The organism is Streptomyces sp. NPDC053542 (genome assembly GCF_044544685.1).
Lineage (GTDB): Bacteria > Actinomycetota > Actinomycetes > Streptomycetales > Streptomycetaceae > Streptomyces.
The window spans coordinates 478794-504955 of record NZ_JBITXL010000005.1 but is presented as its reverse complement, the minus strand read 5'-3'; the positions used below and the strand labels follow the sequence as shown (position 1 = coordinate 504955).

General features: G+C 71.6%; 23 protein-coding genes. 13 read left to right on the top strand and 10 right to left on the bottom strand.

Annotation, left to right across the window (positions count from 1 at the left end):
- Nucleotides 1–119: 119 nt before the first annotated feature.
- On the bottom strand, nucleotides 120–941 hold the full coding sequence (locus tag ACIGXO_RS17210; protein WP_399786756.1) for an oxidoreductase: 822 nt from the start codon (nucleotides 939–941) through the stop codon (nucleotides 120–122).
- Between the two features lie 101 nt (nucleotides 942–1042).
- Between ACIGXO_RS17210 and ACIGXO_RS17205 the strand changes: the two genes are divergently transcribed.
- The 7 genes from ACIGXO_RS17205 to ACIGXO_RS17175 all read left to right on the top strand — a co-directional run bounded on the left by ACIGXO_RS17205 (nucleotide 1043) and on the right by ACIGXO_RS17175 (nucleotide 10455).
- A complete protein-coding gene (locus ACIGXO_RS17205) occupies nucleotides 1043–2035 on the top strand; it encodes an ATP-binding protein (protein WP_399786753.1) in 993 nt (330 codons plus the stop codon).
- Nucleotides 2036–2359: 324 nt separating this feature from the next.
- Complete coding sequence (locus tag ACIGXO_RS17200; RefSeq protein ID WP_399786750.1) at nucleotides 2360–4711, top strand: SulP family inorganic anion transporter; 2352 nt, start codon at nucleotides 2360–2362, stop codon at nucleotides 4709–4711.
- 202 nt (nucleotides 4712–4913) lie between these two features.
- On the top strand, nucleotides 4914–6875 hold the full coding sequence (acs, locus tag ACIGXO_RS17195) for an acetate--CoA ligase (protein ID WP_399786747.1): 1962 nt from the start codon (nucleotides 4914–4916) through the stop codon (nucleotides 6873–6875).
- Between the two features lie 389 nt (nucleotides 6876–7264).
- The gene (gene nhaA / locus ACIGXO_RS17190) at nucleotides 7265–8620 is read left to right on the top strand and encodes a Na+/H+ antiporter NhaA (protein WP_399787123.1); all 1356 of its coding nucleotides are present in this window, start codon (nucleotides 7265–7267) and stop codon (nucleotides 8618–8620) included.
- Nucleotides 8621–8663: 43 nt separating this feature from the next.
- A complete protein-coding gene (locus ACIGXO_RS17185) occupies nucleotides 8664–9146 on the top strand; it encodes a phage holin family protein (protein ID WP_031058676.1) in 483 nt (160 codons plus the stop codon).
- A complete protein-coding gene (locus ACIGXO_RS17180; protein ID WP_399786743.1) occupies nucleotides 9143–10096 on the top strand; it encodes an alpha/beta fold hydrolase in 954 nt (317 codons plus the stop codon). The genes ACIGXO_RS17185 and ACIGXO_RS17180 overlap by 4 nt, the downstream gene beginning before the upstream one ends.
- 161 nt (nucleotides 10097–10257) lie before the next feature.
- The gene (locus tag ACIGXO_RS17175; protein WP_030260123.1) at nucleotides 10258–10455 is read left to right on the top strand and encodes a hypothetical protein; all 198 of its coding nucleotides are present in this window, start codon (nucleotides 10258–10260) and stop codon (nucleotides 10453–10455) included.
- A gap of 146 nt (nucleotides 10456–10601) precedes the next feature.
- Here ACIGXO_RS17175 and ACIGXO_RS17170 read toward each other — a convergent pair whose 3' ends face one another.
- The 3 genes from ACIGXO_RS17170 to nth form a co-directional block, all read right to left on the bottom strand.
- Nucleotides 10602–11801, bottom strand: coding sequence for a MarP family serine protease (locus ACIGXO_RS17170; RefSeq protein ID WP_399786740.1), 1200 nt, complete (start codon nucleotides 11799–11801; stop codon nucleotides 10602–10604).
- 13 nt (nucleotides 11802–11814) lie between these two features.
- Nucleotides 11815–12594 (bottom strand): NUDIX hydrolase, encoded by a 780-nt coding sequence (locus ACIGXO_RS17165; RefSeq protein WP_399786736.1) that lies wholly within the window; start codon nucleotides 12592–12594, stop codon nucleotides 11815–11817.
- A gap of 97 nt (nucleotides 12595–12691) precedes the next feature.
- Nucleotides 12692–13735, bottom strand: coding sequence for an endonuclease III (gene nth, locus ACIGXO_RS17160; protein ID WP_399786733.1), 1044 nt, complete (start codon nucleotides 13733–13735; stop codon nucleotides 12692–12694).
- A 356-nt stretch (nucleotides 13736–14091) separates the two neighbouring features.
- Here nth and ACIGXO_RS17155 point away from each other — a divergent pair, with 356 nt between their 5' ends.
- Entirely contained in the window at nucleotides 14092–14766 is a 675-nt protein-coding gene (locus ACIGXO_RS17155; RefSeq protein WP_030260115.1) for a Crp/Fnr family transcriptional regulator, read from the top strand.
- A gap of 125 nt (nucleotides 14767–14891) precedes the next feature.
- Here ACIGXO_RS17155 and ACIGXO_RS17150 read toward each other — a convergent pair whose 3' ends face one another.
- The 4 genes from ACIGXO_RS17150 to ACIGXO_RS17135 form a co-directional block, all read right to left on the bottom strand.
- The gene (locus tag ACIGXO_RS17150) at nucleotides 14892–15722 is read right to left on the bottom strand and encodes an MBL fold metallo-hydrolase (RefSeq protein WP_399786730.1); all 831 of its coding nucleotides are present in this window, start codon (nucleotides 15720–15722) and stop codon (nucleotides 14892–14894) included.
- Entirely contained in the window at nucleotides 15719–16636 is a 918-nt protein-coding gene (locus tag ACIGXO_RS17145) for an NUDIX hydrolase (protein WP_399786727.1), read from the bottom strand. The genes ACIGXO_RS17150 and ACIGXO_RS17145 overlap by 4 nt, the downstream gene beginning before the upstream one ends.
- 197 nt (nucleotides 16637–16833) lie before the next feature.
- Nucleotides 16834–17298: a RidA family protein gene (locus ACIGXO_RS17140; protein ID WP_399786724.1), complete on the bottom strand. Its 465-nt coding sequence runs from the start codon at nucleotides 17296–17298 to the stop codon at nucleotides 16834–16836.
- A complete protein-coding gene (locus tag ACIGXO_RS17135; protein ID WP_003975360.1) occupies nucleotides 17295–17456 on the bottom strand; it encodes a DUF4177 domain-containing protein in 162 nt (53 codons plus the stop codon). The genes ACIGXO_RS17140 and ACIGXO_RS17135 overlap by 4 nt, the downstream gene beginning before the upstream one ends.
- A gap of 161 nt (nucleotides 17457–17617) precedes the next feature.
- On the opposite strand from ACIGXO_RS17135, the gene ACIGXO_RS17130 reads away from it, so the two are divergent.
- Both ACIGXO_RS17130 and ACIGXO_RS17125 read left to right on the top strand, forming a co-directional pair.
- Nucleotides 17618–18595, top strand: a complete 978-nt coding sequence (locus tag ACIGXO_RS17130) for an ArsA family ATPase (RefSeq protein WP_399786721.1) — start codon at nucleotides 17618–17620, stop codon at nucleotides 18593–18595.
- Nucleotides 18592–20001: an ArsA family ATPase gene (locus ACIGXO_RS17125; RefSeq protein ID WP_399786718.1), complete on the top strand. Its 1410-nt coding sequence runs from the start codon at nucleotides 18592–18594 to the stop codon at nucleotides 19999–20001. The genes ACIGXO_RS17130 and ACIGXO_RS17125 overlap by 4 nt, the downstream gene beginning before the upstream one ends.
- A gap of 395 nt (nucleotides 20002–20396) precedes the next feature.
- Here the strand turns inward: ACIGXO_RS17125 and ACIGXO_RS17120 are convergent, their stop codons facing one another.
- Nucleotides 20397–20738, bottom strand: coding sequence for a WhiB family transcriptional regulator (locus ACIGXO_RS17120; protein WP_399786715.1), 342 nt, complete (start codon nucleotides 20736–20738; stop codon nucleotides 20397–20399).
- Nucleotides 20739–21130: 392 nt separating this feature from the next.
- Here ACIGXO_RS17120 and ACIGXO_RS17115 point away from each other — a divergent pair, with 392 nt between their 5' ends.
- Nucleotides 21131–23350 (top strand): transglycosylase domain-containing protein, encoded by a 2220-nt coding sequence (locus tag ACIGXO_RS17115; RefSeq protein ID WP_399786712.1) that lies wholly within the window; start codon nucleotides 21131–21133, stop codon nucleotides 23348–23350.
- Nucleotides 23351–23546: 196 nt separating this feature from the next.
- Here the strand turns inward: ACIGXO_RS17115 and ACIGXO_RS17110 are convergent, their stop codons facing one another.
- Complete coding sequence (locus ACIGXO_RS17110; RefSeq protein ID WP_399786709.1) at nucleotides 23547–24011, bottom strand: GatB/YqeY domain-containing protein; 465 nt, start codon at nucleotides 24009–24011, stop codon at nucleotides 23547–23549.
- A gap of 177 nt (nucleotides 24012–24188) precedes the next feature.
- Here ACIGXO_RS17110 and ACIGXO_RS17105 point away from each other — a divergent pair, with 177 nt between their 5' ends.
- Complete coding sequence (locus ACIGXO_RS17105; protein WP_399786706.1) at nucleotides 24189–25115, top strand: metallophosphoesterase; 927 nt, start codon at nucleotides 24189–24191, stop codon at nucleotides 25113–25115.
- A gap of 256 nt (nucleotides 25116–25371) precedes the next feature.
- Complete coding sequence (locus ACIGXO_RS17100) at nucleotides 25372–26151, top strand: Pr6Pr family membrane protein (RefSeq protein WP_399786703.1); 780 nt, start codon at nucleotides 25372–25374, stop codon at nucleotides 26149–26151.
- Nucleotides 26152–26162 lie beyond the last annotated feature (11 nt).

The window sequence follows — 26162 nt, the reverse complement described above, 5'->3', positions numbered from 1 at the left end:
CATCGTGCACGCATTGGTAACCCGGCGAGAGTGCAACGCGGCGGTACCGAGCAGGACCAGGTACCGCCGCAACCCTTGCCCGGGCCCCTGAGGGCCCCTGGGCCGCCCGAAGGCCCGTATTACGCAGCGCCCCGCTGGAGCGCCTCGCAGACCGCCGTGCTCTCGCGTGCGCCCAGCTCGACCGCGCGCCCGCAGTGGGCGATCCAGGCCGCCATACCCTCCGGGGTGCCGGACACGTAGTTCTCCAGGGCCGCGACGTACGCCGCCCGGCCCAGCTCCGCGTGGCCGACCTCCGACGGGGAGATCGACTTCGGGTCGAGGCCGCTGCCGACCAGGACGATACGTTCCGCCGTGCGCGCCACCAGGCCGTTGCAGGACCCGAAGGGCCGCAGCGCGAGCAGTTCGCCGTGCACCACCGCGGCCGTGACCAGCGCCGGCGCCTTGGTGCCGGAGAGCAGCAGACGGGCCAGCCCGTCCAGCCGGCCGGCCACCTCCTCGGCGTCCGGGAGCGGCAGCTCGATCAGCGGCTCGTCCACCGGCTCGCCCGCCAGCCGGGGCCGCCCCACGCTCTCATCGGGCACATCGCCGCCCGCCGCAACCAGGTGCAGCCGGGCCAGCACCCGGAGCGGCGACTGCCGCCACACACTGAGGAGCTGACCCGCCTCGGCCGACAGCCGCAGGGCCGCGCCCACGGTGCGCGCCTCGCCGTCGCCACTGAAGTCCGTGCGCCTGCGCACCTCCTCCAGCGCCCAGTCGGCGCCGGACAGCGCTGCCGAGCCGCGCGCGCTGCGCAGGGCCGCCTCCGCGGTGACCTCGTTGCTGCGGCGCCGCATGATCCGGTGCCCGTAGACCCGGTCGATGCTCTTGCGTACGGAGTCCACGCTGTCGGCGACTCCGGGGAGCGAGGCGAGGGTCGCGAGCGGGTCGGCTGTCGTACTCATGGGGACGACCCTACGCACCACAAGGGCCCGCCCCTCGTTGGAGTGGTCTTCTTCACGTAAACCCCTCACGTTCGGCAATTTCACAATTACGCTTCGTGAACATGAAGATCGCTTTCGTGGGCAAGGGCGGCAGTGGCAAGACCACGCTGTCCTCGCTGTTCATCCGTCACCTCGCCGCCACCGCCACGCCCGTGATCGCGGTGGACGCCGACATCAACCAGCATCTGGGGGCAGCGCTCGGCCTCGATGAGGACCGGGCCGCCGCGCTCCCCGCGATGGGCGCCCATCTCCCGCTCATCAAGGACTACTTGCGCGGCGACAACCCGCGCATCGCGTCCGCCGACACGATGATCAAGACGACGCCCCCGGGTGCGGGGTCGCGGCTGCTGCGGGTCGTCGAGGACAACCCGGTGTACGAGGCATGCGCACGGGAGGTGCGCCTCGACGACCGCACGGTCCGGCTGCTGGCCACCGGGCCGTTCACCGAGTCCGACCTCGGCGTGGCCTGCTACCACTCCAAGGTGGGGGCGGTGGAGCTGTGCCTGAACCACCTGGTGGACGGCCGCCAGGAGTACGTGGTCGTCGACATGACGGCCGGCTCGGACTCGTTCGCCTCCGGGATGTTCACCCGCTTCGACCTGACCTTCCTGGTGGCCGAGCCGACCCGTAAGGGCGTCGCCGTGTACCGCCAGTACAAGGAGTACGCGCGGGACTTCGGTGTGCGGCTCAAAGTGGTCGGCAACAAGGTGCAGGGGCCGGACGACCTCGCCTTCCTGCGCGAGCAGGTGGGTGATGACCTGCTGGTGACGGTCGGCCACTCCGACTGGGTGCGCGCCATGGAGAAGGGCAGGCCCGCGCCCTTCGTGGAGCTCGAGGACGCCAACCACGAAGCGCTGCGCACGCTGCACGCCACCGCCGACGCCGCGTACGAAGAGCGCGACTGGGAGCGCTACACCCAGCAGATGGTGCACTTCCACCTGAAGAACGCCGAGAGCTGGGGCAACGGCAAGACCGGAGCCGATCTGACGTCCCAGGTGGACCCCGGGTTCGTACTCTCCGAGGGGATGGCCACGACCGCACCGCAGCCCGCCTGACGGCCGTGCGGCGGCCCGCTCCAGGTGTCTGCCGGCCGGCTCGCCACAGGGGCCGGGCCCGCGGTCCGATACCGCGCCCGGCCCCGCGGCAAACGTCCGCGGAGCGATCACCCCTGCGTTCACCTGTTGGGCGGAATCACCTGCTCATTTGCCCGTTCTGGCTTCTTCGCAGCCGGGTGCGACATTACGATTCCTTTACCGACGCCTGAGAGTCACCGGACCGTCACGCATCGCGACGCATCCCGGCCGGCTCAGCCCCCGCAGTACACCGCCGCCCACGACCGCGCCCCGCAGCGCGGCCGCGTCGCCCCGGAGGAGACGGGAATGCCGCAGCCTCACGCACCCGAGCCGGCCGCACCGGGGTCCCAGGACCCCCGTGACGCACAGCAGGCCCCCCACCGACACCGGCCCGCCGGAAAACCGTCCGGGCCCTTCCATCGCCTCTCCACGGGGGCCTGGCGCCGTGACCTTGGCGCCTCCTTCGTCATCTTCCTGATCGCCATCCCCCTCTCGCTCGGCATCGCGCTGGCCACTGGTGCGCCGCCGCAGGCAGGGCTCATCGCCGCGGCCGTGGGTGGTCTCGTCGCCGGTCTGCTCGGCGGCGCCCCGCTCCAGGTCAGCGGTGCCGCCACGGGCCTCCTCATCGTCACCGCCGACCTCGTGCAGCGGTACGGCTGGCCGGCGACCTGCGCCATCACGGTGCTGGCCGGACTGGCCCAGCTCGCCCTGGGCGCGCTCCGAGTGGCCCGCGCGGCCCTCGCCATCAGCCCGGCGATCGTCCACGGCATGCTCGCCGGCATCGGCGTGACCATCGCGCTCGGCCAGCTGCACGTGGTGCTCGGCGGCGGCGCGCACAGTTCCTCGCTCACCAACATCGCTGAGCTGCCCGGCCAGTTGGCGGGCCTGCACGGCGCTTCGTTGCTGATCGCCGCGGTCACCGTCGCCGTACTGGCCGGCTGGCCGCGCCTGCCCGGGCGGGCGGGGCACGCGCTGCGCAGGATTCCCGCGCCGCTGCCCGCTGTCGCCGCGGCCACCGCCCTGAGTACGGGCTTCTCGGTGCCCCGCGTCGAGCTGCCCTCGTGGAGCGCGCCGACGCTGCCCACGCTCCCGGACGCGCCCCTGCTGGGGCTCACCGCCGCCGTCCTGACGGTCACGCTCGTGGCAAGCATGGAGTCGTTGCTGTCGGCCGTCGCGGTCGACAAGCTGGCCACCGAGCAGCCCGGCCCCGGCCCCGCCGGCACCCACCTGGACCGCGAACTGACCGGCCAGGGGGCGTCGAACGTCGTCTCCGGACTGCTGGGCGGTCTGCCGATCGCCGGCGGCGCGATGCGCGGGTCGGCGAACGTGAAGGCCGGGGCGGCCGGGCGCACTTCGACGGTGCTGCACGGCGTGTGGGTGCTGCTCTGCGCCGGGCTGTTCGCCGGCGCGCTGGAGCTGATCCCCCTGGCCGCGCTCGCCGCCCTGGTGATGCTCGTCGGCGTACGGATGGTGAGCTTCGCGCACATCCGGCACGTCCAGCGGCACCGCGAATTCCCGGTCTACGCCATCACGCTGGGCGGTGTGGTGGTCTTCGGAGTGCTGCAGGGGGTCGGACTGGGCATCGCCGTCGCCGTCTTCCTGGCGCTGCGCCGGCTCACCCATACCCGCGTCTCCGTCATCGAGGACGGCGGTCGGCACCAGGTGCGCGTCAGCGGCCAGTTGACGTTCCTGGCCGTGCCGCGGCTGGCCCGGGCGCTCGCCCAGGTGCCCGCGACGGCCCCTGCGGTGATCGAGCTGTACGGCTCGTTCATGGATCACGCCGCCTATGAAGCGCTGCAGTCCTGGACGAGCGCGCACCGGGCGCGCGGCGGCGAGGTCACCCTCGGCGGGCGCGGCGGCAGGCCGATCGGGGAGCCGTCCGGCACGCACGCCTGCCGCCCGTGGACCCCGTGGCGCAACCACCACTGCACCAGGACCGCGCGGCCCACCGGTACGGCCGAAGGGCAGCTCCTGGGCGGCGGCCAGCTGCTCGGCGGGGTCAGCGCGTTCCAGCGGCATACGGCACCACTGGTGCGCGAAGAGCTGGCGCGCCTCGCCCGGGAGGGCCAGGCGCCCACCAACCTCTTTCTGACCTGCGCCGACTCCCGCCTCGTCACGAGCATGATCACGTCGAGCGGCCCCGGAGACCTCTTCACGGTGCGCAACATCGGCAATCTGATGCCGCCGCCGGGCACGGAGGCGGCCTGCGACTCCGTGGGCGCCGCCATCGAGTACGCCGTCGACGTGCTGAAGGTCGGCTCGATCACCGTGTGCGGCCATTCGGGCTGCGGCGCGATGCAGGCACTCCTCGGCTCGGACCGCCACGAGCCCGGCGCGCAGACCCCGCTCGCGCGCTGGCTGCGCCACGGCCGCCCGAGCCTGGCCCGGATGGCCCGGCCCGAAGGCGCGGACGTCAGCCTGGCCGACCGGCCGGTCGCCGACGACCTGGAGCGCCTGGCGCTCGTCAACGTCATGCAGCAGCTCGATCACCTGATGACGCATCAGTGTGTGGCCCGCCGGGTGGCCGAGGGTTCGCTGTCGCTGCACGGCATGTACTTCCACGTCGGCGAGGCGCAGGCGTACGTGCTGGAGCACGGCTCGGACCGTTTCTCGGCCGTACGGCCCGAAGCCACGCCGGTCGCACCGGTCACGGCGTAGTGCGGCACGGGGGCGGCCCGCGGGGGACGCCTGTGACCTGCGGCGACACCCTCCTTGGTCAACTCCCGTGCCGAAGTCACCCGAACGGTTGATGATCATGTAAAGGTCTACACCAATTTTTATCAACAGCCCTTGTCAGAGCGACCCATCGGCTGATGAGCTAAGGCCGGGACAACCGGACGCCCTGAGACTGGGAGATGCCGTGAGCAACGAAAGCCTGGCCAACCTGATGAAGGAGGAGCGGCGGTTCGCGCCGCCCGCCGATCTGGCCGCCGACGCCAATGTGAAGGCGGTGGCGTACGAGCAGGCCGGGGCGGACCGGCTGGGCTTCTGGGCCGCGCAGGCGAAGCGCCTGACCTGGGAAACCGAGCCCACCCAGACGCTGGACTGGACGAACGCGCCGTTCGCGAAGTGGTTCGCCGACGGGAAGCTCAACGTCGCGTACAACTGCGTCGACCGGCACGTCGAGGCCGGCAACGGCGACCGCGTGGCCATCCACTTCGAGGGCGAGCCCGGCGACACCCGGGCCATCACCTACGCCGAGCTGCAGCGCGAGGTCTCCAAGGCGGCCAACGCACTGACCTCGCTGGGCGTCGAGGCCGGCGACCGCGTCGCGATCTACCTGCCGATGATCCCGGAGACGGTCATCGCCATGCTGGCCTGCGCCCGGCTGGGCGCGCCCCATTCGGTGGTCTTCGGCGGCTTCTCGGCCGACGCGCTGGCCACCCGTATCAACGACGCGGACGCCCGCGTCGTGATCACCGCCGACGGCGGTTACCGCCGCGGCAAGCCCTCCGCGCTCAAGCCCGCCGTCGACGAGGCGCTGACCAAGCCCGGCACGGAGAACGTCCGCAACGTCCTCGTGGTCCGCCGCACCGGCCAGGACACCGCCTGGATGGAGGGCCGCGACGTCTGGTGGCACGAGCTCGTCGACCAGCAGAGCGACCAGCACACGCCGCAGGCGTTCGACGCCGAGCACCCGCTGTTCATCCTGTACACCTCGGGCACGACGGGTAAGCCCAAGGGCATCCTGCACACCACGGGCGGCTACCTCACCCAGGTCTCCTACACCCACCACGCGGTCTTCGACCTCAAGCCGGAGACCGACGTCTACTGGTGCACCGCCGACGTCGGCTGGGTGACCGGCCACTCGTACATCACCTACGGCCCGCTTTCGAACGGCGCGACCGAGGTGCTCTACGAGGGCACGCCCGACACCCCGCACCAGGGCCGCTGGTGGGAGATCGTCCAGAAGTACGGCGTCACGATCCTCTACACGGCGCCCACCGCGATCCGCGCCAGCATGAAGTGGGGCGACGACATCCCCGCCAAGTTCGACCTGTCGAGCCTGCGCGTGCTGGGCTCGGTCGGCGAGCCGATCAACCCTGAGGCATGGATCTGGTACCGCAAGCACATCGGCGGCGACCGGACGCCGGTCGTGGACACCTGGTGGCAGACCGAGACCGGCGCCATCATGCTCAGCCCGCTGCCGGGCGTCACGACGGCCAAGCCCGGCTCCGCGCAGGTCCCGCTGCCCGGCATCGCGGCGACCGTCGTCGACGACGACGCGAACGAGGTGCCGGACGGCGCCGGCGGCTACCTGGTCCTGACCGAGCCGTGGCCCTCCATGCTGCGCACCATCTGGGGCGACGACCAGCGCTACCTCGACACGTACTGGTCCCGCTTCGAGGGCAAGTACTTCGCGGGCGACGGCGCGAAGAAGGACGAGGACGGCGACATCTGGCTGCTCGGCCGGGTGGACGACGTCATGCTGGTCTCCGGCCACAACATCTCCACCACCGAGGTCGAGTCCGCGCTGGTCTCGCACCCGAAGGTGGCCGAGGCGGCCGTCGTGGGTGCCACCGACCCGCAGACCACCCAGTCCATCTGCGCCTTCGTGATCCTGCGCGGCGGCGTCGAGCAGGACGAGGCGCTGGTGAACGAACTGCGGGCGCACGTCGCCCAGAGCCTGGGCCCGATCGCCAAGCCCAAGCGCATCCTGCCGGTCGCGGAGCTGCCCAAGACCCGCTCCGGCAAGATCATGCGCCGGCTGCTGCGCGACGTCGCGGAGAACCGTGACCTGGGTGACGTCTCGACCCTGACCGACTCCTCGGTCATGGAGCTGATCCAGACCCAGCTGCCGAGCGCGCCGAGCGAGGACTGACCGGTACGCAGCACCGAGGGGCGCTCCGCCGTGCACCGGCGGGGCGCCCCTCGGCCGTGCGCGAGCCGGACGCGCGCCGGGCTGGCGCGCGCCAGAGGGGGGCTGCCGCATGCCGGAAAGCCGGGCACGCCCGCGCGCCGGGGCCGGCTGCCGCGCCCCCGAGGGCCGCGGCGCCACGCGGCCGGTTGCCCCATATGCCCGTAACGTGAAGATCGCTGGATCGTTCCTGCGCCGTCCGGGTACAGTGAAGAACGCGTCAAGAAACGCGCGAACGAACTGGGGTGTGCCGGGAAGTCTGGTCGGCAACTGCAACAGCCGTGCCCAGCTGCCGCCCCGGAGGTCACCGCGTGAACTCGCCCGCTCCCCGCCGTTCCGTCTTCCTCGGGCGGATGTCCCTGCCCGAGCGGAACTACCTCGCGGACCTCCTCCGTACGGAGACCGTGGGCGGTGTCCTGCTGCTGGTGGCCGCGGTGGTCGCGCTCCTCTGGGCCAACACCCCGCTCGGCGACAGCTACGAGGCGGTACGCGGCTTCCACCTCGGCCCGGCCTCGCTCGGCCTGGACCTCTCCGTACAGCACTGGGCGGCCGACGGCCTGCTGGCGGTCTTCTTCTTCGTGGCCGGCATCGAGCTCAAGCGCGAACTGGTCGCCGGAGAGCTGCGCGACCCCAAGGCCGCGGCGCTGCCGGTCGTCGCCGCGCTGTGCGGCATGGTCATGCCGGCGGTCGTCTACACCGTCGTCAACACCACGGGCGGCGGCTCACTGGACGGCTGGGCCGTCCCGACCGCGACGGACATCGCCTTCGCGCTGGCCGTCCTGGCCGTCATCGGTACGTCCCTGCCGTCCGCGCTGCGCGCTTTTCTGCTGACGCTGGCCGTCGTCGACGACCTGTTCGCCATCCTGATCATCGCGGTCTTCTTCACCTCCACGATCAACTTCTGGGCGCTCGGCGGCGCGGCACTGGGCCTCGTGGCCTTCTACGTACTGCTGCGCAAGGGCGTCCGGGGCTGGTACGTGTACGTACCGCTCGCCCTGGTCATCTGGGGCCTGATGTACAACAGCGGCGTGCACGCGACCATCGCGGGCGTCGCCATGGGGCTCATGCTCCGCTGCCACCGGCGCGAGGACGAGCCGCACTCCCCCGGCGAGCACATCGAGCACCTCGTGCGCCCCCTGTCGGCCGGTCTCGCCGTACCGCTGTTCGCCCTCTTCTCGGCCGGTGTGTCCGTCTCCGGCGGTGCGCTGCACGACGTCTTCACCCAGCCGGAGACGCTCGGCGTGGTGCTCGGCCTGGTCCTCGGCAAGGCGGTCGGGATCTTCGGCGGTACCTGGCTGACCACCCGCCTGACCAGGGCCTCGCTCAACCCGGAGCTCAAGTGGCCGGACGTGTTCGCGGTGTCGGCGCTGGCCGGCATCGGCTTCACGGTCTCGCTGCTCATCGGCGAGCTGGCGTTCTCCTCGGACCCGGTGCTCACCGACGAGATCAAGGCCGCCGTGCTGACCGGCTCGCTGATAGCGGCCGTACTGGCCACGGTGCTGCTGAAGATCCGTAACGCCAAGTACCGGCGGCTGTGCGAGGAGGAGAACCGGGACGAGGACCTCGACGGCATCCCGGACATCTACGAAGAGGACAGCCCCGCGTACCACCTGCGGATGGCCGCCCTCCACGAAGCGAAGGCGGCCGAACACCGACGACGGGCCGAGGTGGCCGCCGCCCCCGACTCCGGGCAGGATGGTCCGGCATGATCTGAGGGGTAATCATCCGGGAGACAGAGAACGGGAGCAGTCGATGAGCACAGCAGACGACGGCGCGGCCCGCGGTGCGGACCGCAGCCTCGGACAGCTGGTGGCCCACGCCACCACCGAAGTATCCGCACTGGTGCACGACGAAATCGCGCTGGCCAAGGCCGAGCTGCGGAACGACGTGAAGCGGGCCGGTGTCGGCGGGCTGGCCGGCGGGGCGGCAGCCATCGTGCTGCTCTTCTCCCTGCCGATGCTCAGCTTCGCGCTGGCCTACGGCATCCAGGCATGGAGCGGCTGGCACCTCTCGGTCTGCTTCCTGCTCTCCTTCGCGGCCAACGTGCTGGTCGCCGGGCTGCTCGGGCTGATCGCGCTGGTGTTCTTCAAGAAGGCCAAGGCGGGCAAGGGCCCGCAGAAGACCGTCGCCTCGGCCAAGCAGACGGCGGCCGTCCTGGGGAACGTCAAGCCGCACCCGCGCCAGGCCGTGGAGGAGCACCCGGCGGTCGAGAGTGTGACACGCTCGGCCGTATGACGGCTTCAGAATCCTCGCCGGCGCCCTCGCCCACGTCGGTCGTACGGCTCGACGTCCCCGGCGGGAAAGAGGTGACGCACCGGGACGTCGCGGCCAACGGCGCGCGCTTCCACATCGCCGAGATGGGCGACGGGCCGCTGGTACTGCTGCTGCACGGCTTCCCGCAGTTCTGGTGGACCTGGCGGTACCAGCTGCCCGCGCTCGCCGAGGCGGGCTTCCGGGCGGTGGCGATGGACCTGCGGGGCGTGGGCGGCAGCGACCGCACGCCCCGCGGCTACGACCCGGCCAACCTCGCGCTGGACATCACCGGCGTGGTCCGCTCGCTCGGCGAGCCGGACGCCGCGCTCGTCGGGCACGACCTGGGCGGTTACCTGGCGTGGACGGCCGCGGTGATGCGGCCCAAGCTCGTCCGGCGGCTCGCGGTCGCCTCGATGCCGCACCCCCGCCGCTGGCGCTCGGCCATGCTCTCCGACGCCAAGCAGAGCCGCCGGTCCTCGCACATCTGGAGCTTCCAGCGGCCCTGGCTGCCCGAGCGGGCGCTGGTGGCCGACGACGCGGCGCTGGTGGGACGGCTGATCCGGGACTGGTCCGGGCCCCGGCTGCCCGAGGACGACGCGGTCGAGGCGTACCGGAAGGCCATGACGATCCCGTCCACGGCGCACTGCTCGATCGAGCCGTACCGCTGGATGGTGCGCTCGATGGCGCGGCCGGACGGGATCCAGTTCAACCGCCGGATGAAGTGGCCCGTACGAGTGCCGACGCTGCACCTGCACGGTTCGCTCGACCCGGTGATGCGTACGCGCAGCGCGGCCGGCTCCGGAGAGTACGTCGAAGCGCCCTACCGCTGGCGCCTCTTCGACGGCCTGGGGCACTTCCCCCATGAGGAGGATCCGGTCGCCTTCACCAACGAGCTCATCAGCTGGCTGAAGGATCCCGAGCCGGACCGGTGACCTCGGGGCCTGTCCCGTTACCGGTGCGCCGGACGCCGCCGTGACACTCCGCGGAACAGCGGGGAACGTACGTTTGTCGAACAGCCACTTGCCTCGCGCATAGGCCAATTGACCGACACCGGTGCGGTTACGGACCGCGGGGCACGGGCAGAGTCGAGGGTATGGGCTGGACGCACGACTACCGTGACGTGGCACGCAACCGCCGCAGCAACGCCGCTGCGCTGGGCACCAAGGAGAGGAGCGCCCCGGACCTCCGGGCGGGCGGACCTCATGCGCTCGCCGACCCACTCGGCATTCCGCGCATCCTGCGCCGCCGTGCGCGCTGGATGACCGCGCGGCTCCGCCATCCGCGGAGCTGACCCCCGCTTCCCGGGCCGCGCCGCCTGATGAGCGGCCACGCCGCCGGAAGCCCGCAGAACGGGCTCACAGGGCGGCGGACGCTCCGCGCAGGGTTCTTGGCCCCGGTGACCCCGGGGAGCCTTCGCAGCCGCCCCGGGGCCCTTTCTCACATCGCGCAGCCCTGGCTGTCGACCGTCCGCTGGGCCGTACGCCCCCGCTCGATGTCGGTGCGGACCTCGTCGGCCGTCAGGGCGTAACCCGTGCTGTCGTCGTCGAGGGACTTGGCGAACACCACGCCGTAGACCTCGCCGTCTGGGGTGAGCAGCGGGCCGCCGGAGTTGCCCTGCCGGACCGTGGCGTAGAGGGAGTACACATCGCGCGCGACCGTGCCGTGGTGGTAGATGTCCGGGCCGTTGGCCTGGATACGGCCGCGGACGCGGGCCGAGCGGACGTCGTATCCGCCGTTCTCCGGGAAGCCGGCGACGATGGCGCTGTTGCCGCTGCGCGCGTCCTGGTCGGTGAAGCGGAGCGGGCGCGCCTGCAGGTCGGGTACGTCCAGTACGGCGATGTCCCGCCGCCAGTCGTAGAGCACGACCTTGGCGTCGTAGACCCGGCCCCGGCCGCCGATCTGTACGGTCGGGTCGGACACGCCGCCGACGACGTGCGCGTTGGTCATGACGCGGTGCGGCGCGAAGACGAAGCCGCTGCCTTCGAGGACCTTGGCGCAGCTGGTGGCCGTGCCGACGACCTTCACGATGGACTGCTTCGCGCGGGCCGCCACCGGGCTGCCGGCCAGCGCCGGGTCGGGCGGCCGCACCTCCTGGATCGGCTCGTTCGAGAACGGCGTGAAGACCTGCGGGAAACCGTTCTGCGCCAGTACCGAGGAGAAGTCCGCGAACCAGGTGTCGGCCTGCGCCGGGATCACCCGGGAGACGCCGAGCAGCACCTTGGAGTTGCGTACCTCCTTGCCCAGCGTCGGCAGGGACGTGCCCGCCAGGGCCGACCCGATCAGCCAGGCCACCAGCAGCATCGCCACGACGTTCACCAGGGCGCCGCCCGTGGCGTCCAGGGCGCGCGCCGGTGACCAGGTGATGTATCTCCGGAGCTTGTTGCCCAGGTGGGTGGTGAGCGCCTGTCCCACGGAGGCGCACACGATCACGATGGCGACCGCCGCGATGGCGGCGAAGGAGCCCGGTGAGGCGTCCTCGGTCACTTCGTTCCAGATCACGGGCAGCAGGTAGACCGCGATCAGACCGCCGCCGAGGAAGCCGATCACGGACAGGATGCCGACGACGAAACCTTGGCGATAACCAACGACCGCGAACCACACGGCGGCGACCAACAGCAGGATGTCCAGGACGTTCACGCCCGCCACCGTCTCACGAGCGCCAGTCGAGCGGGACCTGCTTGTCCCGGTCCCAGGGCACTTCCCACCCCGCGTAATGCAGGATGCGGTCGATGAGACCGGCGGTGAATCCCCAGACCAGAGCGCCTTCGACGGTGAAGGCCGGGCCGACGTGGCCACTCGGATGGCGGGTCGTCACGCGGTGCGCGGGGTCCGTGAGATCGGCCACGGGGACCGTGAACACCCGGGCCGTCTCGGCCTGGTCGACCGCGCCGACCGGGCTGGGCTCGCGCCACCAGCCGAGCACCGGCGTCACCACGAAGCCGCTGACCGGGATGTAGAGCCGCGGCAGCACACCGAAGAGCTGCACGCCCGACGGGTCCAGGCCGGTCTCCTCCCACGCCTCGCGCAGCGCGGCCCGCAGCGGACCGTCGCCCTCCGGATCGCCGTCCTCCGGGTCCAGCGAGCCGCCGGGGAAGGACGGCTGGCCCGCGTGCGAGCGCAGCGTCCCGGCGCGCTCCATGAGGAGCAGCTCGGGACCGCCGGCGCCCTCGCCGAAGAGGATCAGCACGGCCGACTGCCGGCCGCCGGTCGCGGGCGGCAGGAAGCGGCTCAGCTGATGCGGCTCGACCGTCGCCGCGGCCTCGGCCACCGGGCGCAGCCATTCCGGCAGGCCGTCGGTGGTGACCCGGATGTCCAGGGCGGCCGCCCCCGTGCCGGCCGCCTGCGCTCCGTACGCCCCCTGTCCGTCCGTCTGCCGCCCGTACGCGTCCTCGCCGCACATCCCCTGCGCCATCTCCTGTGCTCTCGTCATACGCGCCCCCTCACGCCCTCATTGCGCTGGTCACCGACGTACTGGGCGGTGGTCGCCGGCGTACCGGACCCGGTGCCGCCCCGGCGTCATCCGTGCGTCATCCGGCCCCCAGCGGAGGCGCGGGCTCGCCGGGATAGCCGGCCGGCGGCCGCAGCCGCTGCCCCGGCTTGCCGCCCATCTCGTACTTGAGCAGCTTCTTGGCCTTCTCCGGGTCGGTCTCGCCCTCGCCGTACGACGGGCACAGCGGCGCTATGGGGCAGGCGCCGCAGGCGGGCTTGCGGGAGTGGCAGACGCGGCGGCCGTGGAAGATCAGGCGGTGCGAGAGCATCGTCCACTCGCTCTTGGGGAAGATCTCCGCGATCTCCGCCTCGACCTTCTCCGGGTCCTCCTGGGCGGTCCAGCCGAAGCGCCGGACCAGCCGGCCGAAGTGCGTGTCGACCGTGAGCCCCGGGACTCCGAAGGCGTTGCCGAGCACGACGTTGGCGGTCTTGCGGCCCACGCCCGGCAGGGTCACCAGGTCCTCCAGCCGGCCCGGCACCTCGCCGCCGAACCGGTCGCGCAGCGCGACCGACAGGCCGAGCAGGGACCTCGCCTTCGCCCGGAAGAAGCCGGTCGGCCGGATCAGCTCCTCCAGGGCCTCGGGGTCGGCGGCGGCCATGTCCTCGGGCGTCGGATACGCGGCGAAGAGGGCCGGAGTGGTCTGGTTGACCCGCAGGTCGGTGGTCTGGGCCGACAGGACCGTGGCGACCAGCAGCTCGAAGGGGTTACGGAAGTCCAGCTCGGGGTGGGCGTACGGATACACCTCGGCGAGCTCCCGGTTTATCCGGCGGGCGCGGCGGACCAGGGCGACACGGGACTCGGGCTTACGGGCGGCGGGGGCTTTGGAGGCGGACTTGGTGGTCTTCGTGGGGGCCTTCTTCGCTGCCGTCTTCTTGGCGGCCGCGGCGGTCTTCTTCGCAGCCGACGCGGTCTTCTTCGCGGCGGCGGTGGTCTTCTTGGCAGCGGTCTTCTTCGCGGCCGCGGTGGTCTTCCTCGCGGCCGGTGTCCGCTCGCTCGTGGTGGCCGGTTTCGTACGGGCCGGTCCGCCGGCCGTGACCGGGTCCGCCGCGGCCGGCCCGGCGGCCTCGGCCGGCTCCGTCACCCCGGCTTTTTTCCCCGCCGGCGCCCTTTTGGCGGTAGCCGACCCGGACGGCTCGGAGTCCCTTTTCAGAGGCTTCGCGGCATTCGCGCTCACCTGTTCGCCCACAGCAGAATCACGGTCTGCGCTCACTCGTCCAGCCCCCTTGTCCTGTGCTCTCACCGGCGTATTGGACACTCGGCCAGACTAAGGCCACCCACTGACATCCGGCCCGATCACCAAGAATCGCGCCCCCAATCGGCCCCCTGCCTTATGGCGGCGGACACCTGTCCGGCATCCTTGTGATTGATCGCACTGTTTTGCATTCCGGCATGATGGGGACCTACGTCACCCGGAGCATGTCGACAAGGAGAGAACTCGTGGACGACGTTCTGCGGCGCGCACCGCTCTTCGCGGCGCTCGATGACGAGCAGGCTGCTGAGCTGCGTGCCTCGATGACCGAGGTCACGCTTGCCCGTGGTGACGCCCTGTTCCACGAAGGGGACCCGGGCGACCGCCTGTATGTGGTCACCGACGGCAAGGTGAAGCTGCACCGCACTTCCCCCGACGGCCGCGAGAACATGCTCGCCGTCCTCGGCCCCGGTGAGCTCATCGGTGAGCTGTCCCTCTTCGACCCGGGCCCGCGCACGGCCACGGGCACCGCGCTCACCGAGGTGAAGCTGCTCGGCCTGGGCCACGGCGACCTCCAGCCCTGGCTGAACGCGCGCCCCGAGGTGGCCACGGCCCTGCTGCGCGCCGTCGCCCGACGGCTGCGCAAGACCAACGACCAGATGTCCGACCTGGTCTTCTCCGACGTTCCGGGCCGTGTGGCGCGGGCCCTCCTGGACCTGTCGCGCCGCTTCGGTGTGCAGTCCGAGGAAGGCATCCACGTCGTGCACGACCTGACCCAGGAGGAGCTGGCCCAGCTGGTCGGCGCCTCCCGCGAGACGGTCAACAAGGCGCTCGCGGACTTCGCCGGCCGCGGCTGGCTGCGTCTGGAGGCCCGCGCGGTGATCCTCCTGGACGTCGAACGCCTCGCGAAGCGGTCGCGCTGACCACTGCGCGTCAGCGCGCGTACTGACGCGCGTACTGAAAGGCCCCGCATCCGTGCGGGGCCTTTTCGCGCGGGGGCTCCGCCCCCGGCCCCGGAGCCGCAAGCGCCGGACGGGCTGGTTTTTGGCTAGACCAGCCCGTGCTCCCCCAGGTAGTCCAGCTGCGCCCGTACGGACAGCTCGGCCGCGGGCCACAGGGAGCGGTCGACGTCCGCGTACACGTGGGCGACGACGTCCGCGGCCGTACGGTGGCCCGCCTCGACCGCCGTCTCCACCTGGGCCAGCCGCTTGGCCCGGTGCGCGAGGTAGAACTCCACGGCGCCCTGCGCGTCGTTCAGCACCGGCCCGTGGCCCGGCAGGACCGTCGTCACGCCGTCGTCGACCGTCAGGGAGCGCAGCAGCCGCAGCGAGTCCAGGTAGTCGCCGAGGCGGCCGTCCGGATGCGCCACCACCGTCGTACCGCGCCCCAGGATCGTGTCCCCGGTCAGCACGGCGGCGTCGGCCGGCAGGTGGAACGAGAGCGAGTCGGCGGTGTGCCCCGGGGTGGGCACGACGCGCAGCTCCAGCCCTCCGGTCGTGATCACGTCCCCGGCGGCCAGCCCCTCGTCCCCGAGGCGCAGCGCGGGGTCCAGGGCCCGTACCGGCGTACGGGTCAGCTCGGCGAAGCGGGCGGCGCCCTCGGCGTGGTCGGGGTGCCCGTGGGTGAGCAGGGTGAGCGCGACGCGCTTGCCGGCCTGTTCGGCGGTCTCGACGACCGCCTTCAGGTGGCTCTCGTCCAGCGGTCCGGGGTCGATGACCACGGCGAGGTCGGAGTCCGGCTCGGCGACGATCCAGGTGTTGGTGCCGTCCAGGGTCATCGCGGACGGATTCGGCGCCAGCACGCAGTACGCGCGGGCGGTCGCGGCCCCCGAGAGCACGCCGCCGCGCGGCTGGCCGGGGAGTGCGGCTGCGTCGGTCATGTGGCGGGCCCTTCGGGGGAGCCGGGCGCGGCGCCGCTCTTGCCGGGCGCCGCTCCCGTGGGGATGTGTTTGGTGAATTCTTCGTGGCCCGGCCAGCTCAGCACGATCTGCCCCTCCGTGAGCTCCGCACGCGCCAGTACGGGGGTGAGGTCCTGCCGGGCGGAGGCGGCGAGCGCCTCGGCGGCGCTCCCGTACGGCTCCAGGGTGCGCAGCGTGGCGATCGTCGGCGGCATCATCAGCAGCTCGCCGCGGTCGTAGCCGGCCGCCGCCTCGGCGGGCCGGGTCCACACCGTACGGTCCGCCTCCGTGGACGCGTTGCGGGTGCGCTGCCCTTCGGGGAGCGCAGCGACGAAGAACCAGGTGTCGTAGCGCCGCGGTTCGAACTCCGGGGTGATCCACCGTGCCCAGGCCCCCAGCAGGTCGCTGCGCAGCGCCAGGCCGCGGCGGTCCAGGAAGTCCGCGAAGGACAGCTCGCGGTCGACCAGCGCGGCCCTGTCGGCCTCCCAGTCGTCCCCCGTGGTGTCGGCGACGACGGTGCCGGCGGACGGCCCGGCGAGCAGTACCCCGGCCTCTTCGAAGGTCTCGCGGACCGCCGCGCAGACCACCGCCTGCGCCACGGCCTCCTCGACGCCCAGCCGGGCCGCCCACTCGGCGCGCGAGGGCCCTGCCCAGGCGACCGGCCGCTCGTCACGGGGGTCGACGGCGCCGCCCGGATACGCGTACGCGCCGCCCGCGAAGGCCATCGAGGCGCGCCGGCGCAGCATGTGGACGGCCGGGCCCCGGCCGGAGTCGCGCAGGAGCATGACGGTCGCCGCTCTTCGGGGCGTGACCGGCGTCAGCTCACCACTGGCGAGCGCCCTGATCCGGTCCGGCCATTCGGGCGGATACCACTGGCCATTGGTCGTCGTCGACATGGCCGGATGCTATGCGTTCACGCGCGGATGTTCGAGGGGGCGCCGGCCGCCGGACGATCTTCGCAAGGGCGCTGTACGTGCCGCGCGTGGCACGGCACACGAGAGGGGCGAGACGCCGCGCACAAGAAGGGCGGTACGGTCCGCGGCGCGTGCCGCGATCCGTACCGCCCTTCGGGAGCCCGTGTCCGGGCGGCCGCTCAGTCCGCGATCTCGACCTGGATCTCGACCTCGACCGGCGCGTCGACCGGCAGTACGGCCACGCCCACCGCGGAGCGGGCGTGCACGCCCTTGTCGCCGAGGATCTCGCCGAGCAGCTCGCTCGCGCCGTTGATGACACCGGGCTGGCCGGTGAAGTCCGGCGCGGACGCCACGAAGCCGACGACCTTCACGACCCGGACGATCTTGTCCAGGTCGCCGACGACGGACTTCACGGCGGCCAGCGCGTTCAGCGCGCAGACGCCGGCCAGCTCCTTGGCCTGCTCGGCGTTCACCTCGCCACCGACCTTGCCGGTGGCGGGCAGGGCACCGTCCACCATCGGCAGCTGGCCGGAGGTGAACACGTAGTTCCCGGAGCGCACGGCCGGCTGGTACGCGGCCAGCGGCGGCACGACGTCGGGGAGCTTCAGGCCGAGCGACTCGATCTTGTCCTCGACCCGGCTCATGCCTGCTTCTCCCGCTTCAGGTAGGCAACCAGCTGCTCGGGGTTGTTCGGGCCGGGCACGACCTGGACCAGCTCCCAGCCGTCCTCGCCCCAGGTGTCCAGAATCTGCTTCGTCGCGTGCACCAGCAGCGGCACGGTCGCGTATTCCCACTTCGTCATGGGGCGAGCGTAATGCCTGTCCACGGCGCCCGAGGACGCGCGTCCGCGGCACCCCTGTGTGCGTCCGCCGCGCACCCGAAGGCGCGCGCCGGACCGTGGCATACGCGACAGGCCCGGCGTCTCGTGCGTAGCACCCGGGCGGACTGGTTAGGCTCCATGGCGTGAGCAGGCTCCATGTCGTCAGCGGCAAGGGCGGTACCGGCAAGACCACGGTCGCCGCTGCCCTCGCGCTCGCCCTGGCCACCGAGGGGCGACGCACCCTCCTGGTCGAGGTCGAGGGCCGGCAGGGCATTGCCCAAGTGTTCGAGACCGAAGCGCTGCCCTATGAGGAGCGCAAGATCGCTGTTTCTCCTGGGGGCGGCGAGGTGCACGCGCTGGCCATCGATGCCGAGCGCGCGCTCCTCGACTACCTCCAGATGTTCTACAAACTCGGCGGAGCCGGGCGCGCCCTGAAGAAGCTCGGCGCGATCGACTTCGCCACGACCATCGCCCCTGGGCTGCGGGACGTCCTGCTGACCGGCAAGGCGTGCGAGGCCGTCCGCCGCAAGGACAAGCGCGGGCACTTCGTGTACGACGCGGTGGTCATGGACGCGCCGCCCACGGGCCGCATCACGCGCTTCCTGAACGTCAACGACGAGGTGGCCGGGCTCGCGAAGATAGGGCCGATCCACAATCAGGCGCAGGCCGTCATGCGCGTACTGAAGTCACCCGAGACGGCCGTCCATCTGGTGACGCTGCTGGAGGAGATGCCGGTCCAGGAGACCGTGGACGGCGTCGCCGAACTGCGCGCCGCCGGGCTGCCGGTGGGCGGCGTGGTCATCAACATGGTCCGGCCCACGGTGCTGGCCCCCGACGAGGTGGACCTGGCCGCGAACGGCGCCCGCGCGGGCATCGCGGCGGCCCTGTCCAGCGCCGGACTGGGCGGCGCACGCCGTGGCGGCCGCGCCGAGCGGCTCATCGATCCGCTGCTGGAGCAGGCCCGCGAGCACGCCGAGCGGGTCGCGCTGGAGCGTGCGGAACACACCGAGATCACCGGGCTCGGGCTGCCGACGTACGAACTGGAGCTGCTGGCCGAGGGCGTGGACCTGGCAGGGCTCTACCGGCTGGCCCGGGAACTGCGGAAACAGGGACCGATATGACATCGGAGTACACGACCTTGGACGCTTCGGCTCCGCATCTGGACGTGGACACGCTGCTCGACGACCCGCAGACCCGCATCGTCGTCTGCTGCGGCTCGGGCGGCGTCGGGAAGACCACCACGGCGGCCGCACTGGGCGTCCGCGCGGCGGAGCGCGGCCGACGGGCCGTCGTCCTCACCATCGACCCGGCCCGCCGGCTCGCGCAGTCGATGGGCATCTCCGAGCTGGACAACGTCCCGCGTCAGGTCAAGGGCGTGAGCGGCCCCGGAGGCCGGGGCGAGCTGTACGCGATGATGCTGGACATGAAGCGTACGTTCGACGAGATCGTCGAGGCGCACGCGGACAAGGAGCGGGCCAGGGCGATCCTGGAGAACCCCTTCTACCAGTCCCTGTCGGCCGGGTTCGCCGGCACGCAGGAGTACATGGCCATGGAGAAGCTGGGCCAGCTGCGCTCCCGCGACGAGTGGGACCTGATCATCGTCGACACCCCGCCGAGCCGGTCGGCGCTGGACTTCCTGGACGCGCCCAAGCGGCTGGGGTCCTTCCTGGACGGCAAGTTCATCCGGGTCCTGATGGCGCCCGCGAAGGTCGGCGGCCGGGCCGGCATGAAGTTCCTGAATGTCGGCATGTCGATGATGACCGGCACGCTCAGCAAGCTGATGGGCGGCCAGCTGCTCAAGGACGTCCAGACGTTCGTGGCCGCGATGGACACCATGTTCGGCGGCTTCCGTACCCGCGCGGACGCCACGTACCGGCTGCTGCAGGCCCCCGGGACCGCCTTCCTGGTCGTGGCGGCGCCGGAGCGGGACGCGCTGCGCGAGGCGGCGTACTTCGTGGAGCGGCTGGCCGCCGAGCAGATGCCGCTGGCCGGCCTCGTACTGAACCGCGTACACGGCAGCGGCGCCGACCAGTTGAGCGCGGAACGGGCGCTGGCGGCCGCCGAGGCGCTGACCGACATGACCGGAGCGGGGAACTCCGCACCGGCGGACGAGAACGGCGCCGAAAATCTTGACGAGGGCGGAATTGTGGATCTCGAGGGCGGGAAGGCTGGATCACGTACCGCCGACGCTTCCTCCCCCGCTGCGCCGGCGCTGCACGAGCAAGACCCTTCCGCACCTCCCGAATCGAAGCAGTCCCCCGAGGCCCGGTCGGCGCGACTCGCCGCCGGCCTGCTGACCCTGCATGCCGAGCGCATGCAGGTGCTCGCGCGCGAGCGGCGCACCCGCGACCGCTTCACCGCGTTGCACCCTGAAGTACCGGTGGCCGAGATCGCCGCTCTGCCCGGTGACGTCCATGACGTCGCGGGACTGCGCGAGATCGGCAGCCGCCTCGCGTCCGGCCCCGCTGACATCAACCCCGGCCACACCAGCCCTGCCGACACCAACGGCGCGAGCGACGCCGGCTGACACACGCCCAGGGCAGCGCGAGCGCGGCAGGACCGCTCGGTCATGGGATCCGGCACAGTCGTGGGATCCGGCGCATCACGCGCCGACCTCCGTACGCCGGTACACATCACGTCGGCTCGCGTCGGCACGCCTACCGACGAGCCGATTCCGCCGCCGCGCCGCTCAGCACTCTCACCACAAGCGGCACCCACACCACGTTGGTGGACTCACACCACGTTGGCGAAACTCACCGCACAGGTGAACACGGCAACCGCGCGTGTCGACTCAAAGGCGCGTCGACCCAACAGGCCGACTCAAGCGCCGACGGCCATGCCGCAGTCGGCGCCCACCTGACCCGGCCGGATCTGCGCCGGGTGTTCATGTCCCGGCCGACGGGCCGGGCACCACGGGCCGGCTCAGCCGACCGCGGCGAAGTTGTTCTCGAACTCCTCGTCTTCGCAGTCCACGAGAATTCCCGCGCTGCGCTCGTATTCCGTACGTGCCGTCTCCAGCAGCCGACGCCACGAGGTGACGGTCGGGCGGCGGCGCAACAAGGCCCTCCGCTCGCGCTCCGTCATCCCGCCCCACACGCCGAATTCGACGCGGTTGTCCAGTGCGTCGGCGAGGCATTCGGTCCGCACGGGGCATCCGGTGCAGACCGCCTTGGCGCGGTTCTGCGCTGCCCCTTGAACGAACAGCTCATCCGGATCGGTCGTGCGGCAGGCTGCCTGTGCACTCCAGTCGGTTACCCAGCTCATGCTGGCGCCGTCCTCTCCCGAATCGAGGCTCCCCCACGGCGGCAAGCGGCATATTCACCGTTGCCAGTTGAGGACGTTACGGAAGGCAGGCAGGGCGCAACACCCCCTTCGGGCCCAATCTTGAATGGTCCGAACGGACTATGCGTATCCGGCAGATCACCCAACGGAGTGAGCGCAGGGCATACGTCGCTTTTCTGGCACGCCAGGACAGTTCAGGGTGTTTCCCACAGGTCACGGGCAAGCGCGGGCGACGCATGCGGGCAATCCGGTCACCGGTCCCGCGGCAGAAAAGGGTGATGTGCTGGTGCGGAACCACGTTCGAGTGACAAGCGTGAACAGAGTAAGCGAACACATGCGCCCCTGTCCGGTGATTGAGAACGTAGGGTGCCCTCATGGGTAAGAAGCGCGACGGTGGCGGCCTCACCGCAACCCAGCAGGCCGCGAAGTTCCTCGGCGTGAGCGTCCTGGCCGGTGCCGTGCTGGCGGGCCTGGCCCTCCCCGCCGCCGGCGCGCTGGGCCTCGCCGCCAAGGGGACGGTCGAGGGGTTCGACGACATCCCGTCCAATATGAAGACGCCGCCGCTGAGCCAGCAGACGAAGATCCTGGACGCCGACGGCGGCGAGATCGCCAAGGTCTACTTCCGCAACCGCACGGTGGTGGACCTGAAGGACATCTCCCCGTACATGCGGAAGGCGATCGTCGCCATCGAGGACTCGCGCTTCTACCAGCACGGCGCGGTCGACATGAAGGGCATCCTGCGCGCGGTCAACAAGAACGCGCAGTCCGGCGGGGTCTCGCAGGGCGCCTCGACGCTGACGCAGCAGTACGTGAAGAACGTCTTCGTCGAGGAGGCGGGCAACGACAAGGACAAGGTCGCCGAGGCCACCCAGCAGACCATCGGCCGCAAGGTCCGCGAGCTGAAGTACGCGATCCAGGTCGAGAAGGAGCTGGGCAAGAAGAAGATCCTGCAGAACTACCTGAACATCACCTTCTTCGGGCAGCAGGCGTACGGCGTGGAGGCCGCGGCCCAGCGGTACTTCAGCAAGCCCGCCAAGGACCTGAACCTCCAGGAGTCGGCGCTGCTGGCCGGCATCGTCCAGTCGCCGAGCCGGTACGACCCGGTCAACGACCCGGAGGAGGCGACCAAGCGGCGCAACACGGTCCTGCAGCGGATGGCCGACGTCCACGACGTCACCCAGGCGCAGGCCGACGCCGCCGCGAAGAAACCGATCGAGCTGCACGTCAGCACCCCGCGCAACGGCTGCATCACGGCCGTCGACGGCGCCGGCTTCTTCTGCGACTACGTCCGCGAGGCGTTCCTGAACGACCCGGTCTTCGGCAAGACACCCAAGGCGCGGCTGGCCCGCTGGCAGCGCGGCGGCATGACGATCCGTACGACGCTGGACCCGCAGGCCCAGAAGTCCGTACAGAAGTCGGTCAGCGATCACGTGTACGACTCCGACCCGGTCGCCACGGCGGCGGCGCTGGTCGAGCCGGGCACCGGCAAGATCCGCGGGATGGGCCAGTCCCGGCCGTACGGCTTCAAGGTGGAAGAGCACCAGACCCAGTTGAACCTGTCCGTGGACGGGGACATGGGCGGCGGCGCCGGCTACCAGCCCGGCTCGACCTTCAAGCCGGTGATCGCGGCGGCCGCGCTGGAGCAGGGCGTCAGCCCGGACAAGGTGTACCCCTCCCCGTACCGCATGCAGTATCCGAGTCCGGTCTCCACCTGCAAGGGCATGTGGAACGGCAGCGCGCCGGTGGAGAACGAGAACCGCAGCGAGAAGGGCCCGTACGGCATGAAGGAGGCGACCGCGAAGTCGGTCAACACCTACTTCGTGTCGCTGATCAGCGACGTCGGCATCTGCCCGGTCACGAAGATGGCCGACAAGATGGGGATCAAGCGGGCCGACGGCAAGGACATCGACCAGGTCCCGTCGATCACCCTGGGCACCCAGGAGATGTCGCCGCTGACCATGGCGGCGGGATACGCCGCGTTCGCCAACCGCGGTGAGTACTGCACGCCGGTCGCCATCGAGTCGATCACCGGCCCGGACGGCAAGGCGATGAAGGTCCCGCAGACCAGCTGCCGCCGGGCCATGTCGGAGAAGACGGCCGACACCATAAACACCCTCCTGCAGGGCGTCGTCGAGGACGGCACCGGCAAGGAGGCCGGCCTCAGCAGCCGGCCGAGCGCGGGCAAGACCGGTACGACGGACGGCCGCTACGCCGCCTGGTTCGTGGGCTACACCCCGAACATGGCGGGCGCGGTCTGGGTCGGCGACCCGGAGCACAAGCGGCGGATGGTGGACATCAACATCGGCGGCCGCCCGTACGACAAGGTCTTCGGCGGCCAGGTGCCGGGGCCGATCTGGCGCGACGCGATGGCCGGGGCGCTCGCCGGGAAGCCCGCGCCGGGCTTCCACACGGTGCCGATCCGCGATCCCAAGGGCAAGAAGAAGGACCGGGCGAAGCCGCCGTCCCGCACGGACGACAAGCCCGGCGGTGGCGGCATCGACCTCCCCGACCTGCCCGACGTCATCGGGGGCGGCGGCGGGAACGGCGGCTGGAACTGGCCGGGCGGCGGGAACGGACGCGGGCACAACGGGTGAGCACGGGCCGCGGCCGCGAGAGGTGGGCCGCGGCAGGTGAGCCGCGAGTGGTGAGCCGCGAGGCATGACGTGAAGAGGAGGGGCGCCCCCAGGCGGGGGCGCCCCTCCTCACATCAGTGCGCGGTCGGCCCGCGGAGTGTGATCGGCCCGCTGTGGGCGATCAGTCCGTCAAGCCCACGCGGCCCGTCGAGCCGACTCAGCCCGCCAGCAGCTTCTTCACCGTTGCGGCCACCCGGCCGCCCTCGGCGCGGCCCGCGACCTTCGGGTTCACGATCTTCATGACGGCGCCCATGGCCTTCGGGCCCTCGGCGCCGCTGCCCTTGGCCTCCGCCACCGCCTCGGCGACCAGCTGCTCCAGCTCGTCGTCCGTGAGCTGCTTGGGGAGGTAGTCGGCGAGCACCTCGCCCTCGGCCTGCTCGCGCGCCGCCTGCTCGGCCCGGCCGCCCTTCTCGAACGCCTCGGCGGCCTCGCGGCGCTTCTTCGCCTCGCGCGCGATGATCTTCTCGACCTCGCCGTCCGACAGCTCGCGGGCTTCGGTCCCCGCGACCTCCTCCTTCTGGATCGCGGTCAGCGTGAGGCGGAGGGTGGCGGAGCGCAGTTCGTCGCGCGCCCTGATCGCTGCGGTGAGGTCGTCCTGCAGCTTCGTCTTGAGCGTGGTCATGACCCAAGTTTGCCAGGGCGCGACGGGTACTGCGCGGAGTTATCGGGCCGGAACCCCTCCCGAGACCCCCGGCAACCGCCCGAAATCGTACGGCCGGCCGGCACCGGCTGCCCGTACGACAGCAAGATCATCCGCCCCGTGATGCTCCCGCCCCTCGCTCTCTGCCACGATGGGGCCATGCGCGCGCGATACGGAGTACCCCTGTCCCTCACGGCGGTCGGCGCGGCCGGTCTCGCCTACGCCGCCGGCATCGAAGCCCGATCCTTCCGGCTGCGACGGGTGACGATCCCCGTACTCCCGCGCGGTATGCGGCCGTTGCGGGTCCTGCAGGTGTCCGACATCCACATGGTCAGCGGTCAGCGCAAGAAGCAGCGCTGGCTGCAGTCCCTGGCCGGTCTCCGCCCCGACTTCGTCGTCAACACCGGCGACAACCTCTCCGACACCGAAGGGGTGCCGGAGGTACTGGACGCGCTGGGTCCGCTGATGGAGTTCCCGGGCACCTACGTCTTCGGCTCGAACGACTACTACGGACCGAAGCTGCGCAACCCCGCCCGCTACCTGATCGAAAAGGTCCAGGGCCGACACGGGCTGAACGGCAACGCACCCGCCGTCGGCGTCGTCCACAACCCGTGGGAAGAGCTGCGGGACGCCTTCGACGCGGCGGGCTGGGTCGGCCTGTCCAACGCCCGCGGCCGCCTGAAGCTCGAGGGCATCGAGATCGCGCTGACCGGCCTGGACGACCCGCACATCAAGCGCGACCGGTACGCCGAGGTGGCCGGTGGCCCCGAGGAGGGCGCCGACCTCTCCCTCGCCGTCGTGCACGCCCCGTACCTGCGCTCCCTGGACGCCTTCACCGCGGACGGCTACCCGCTGATCCTCGCCGGGCACACCCACGGCGGCCAGCTGTGCGTCCCCTTCTACGGCGCGCTGGTCACCAACTGCGACCTGGACACGGGCCGGGTCAAGGGCCTCTCCACCCACACCGCCGGGGAGCACACCTCCTACCTGCACGTCTCCGCCGGCTGCGGCACCAACCGCTACACCCCCGTCCGCTTCGCCTGCCCGCCCGAGGCGACGCTGCTGACGCTGGTGGAACGGGGCTGAGCGACCGGGGACGGCGGGGGCGGCCGGGACACAAGGGCCCGGCCGCCGGGGGCCGCACGGTCACGTGCCGCCTCCCGGGCCCCGGCCTGCGGGGACCCCGCTGTCCAGGTCCCCCTCCCAGAGCCAGGTATCCAGGCCCCCTCCCAAATCCAGGTATCCAGGTCCCCTCGACCCAGGTCTCCAGGCCCCCCAGATCCAGGCATTCAGGTCCCGCAGACCGTCCCCAATCCCCCCATAACCCGTCTAGCGTGGAGGGATGATCGACCCGACCCGGTCCGACCCCACCCGTTCCTCGCACTACGCGACCGGCCCGGCCGGCGCCTCGGCGCACACCCCGTACTCGGCGGTCGCGCCGCAAGTCCGCCGCCCGCTGGCCGCCGTCCTCCGCGTCCTGCTCGCCGCGGCCGCGGCCACCGGCGTCGCTCTGGAAATCAGCCTCTCCGCCGACCTGCCGCGCGTACTCAGCGACTTCTCCGTCCAGGCCGGCGCCGCCTTCGCGCTCTGCGCCCTGTGGTCCGCGTACCGCGCCGGAAGCGGCCGCCGCCCCGTCTCCCCGCGAATCACCGGCGCCCTCCTCCTCTACGTACTCGGCGCCGCCCTCCTCCACCACGCCCTCCCCGCGCCCGCTCCCGGCGACGCCACGCTCCCCGACGCCTCCTCCCCGACGGGCACCGTCGCCGACCAGCTCCTGCACACGGCCGTCCCGCTCGGTGCCGTACTGGACTGGCTCCTCCTGACCACCCCGCGCCAGTACCGCCTCCGCCACACCTGGCAGTGGCTGGTCTACCCGGTCCTCTATCTCCTCTTCGCCCTCCTCCGCGGCGCCCTGCTCACCCCGGGCACCCCCGGCCGCTACCCCTGGCCCCTCCTGAACACCGTCACCCACGGCTACCCGGCCGCCCTGACCCACGCCCTCCTCTGCCTCCTGGGCCTCTACCTCCTCGCCGTGGCCCTCCTCGCAATCGACCAGTTCAGGCCCGCTCCCCCGCGCCCTGGATACCGGATTTCGCGTACGGGGATCGGTCCGCTAAAGTAGAGCTCGTTGCT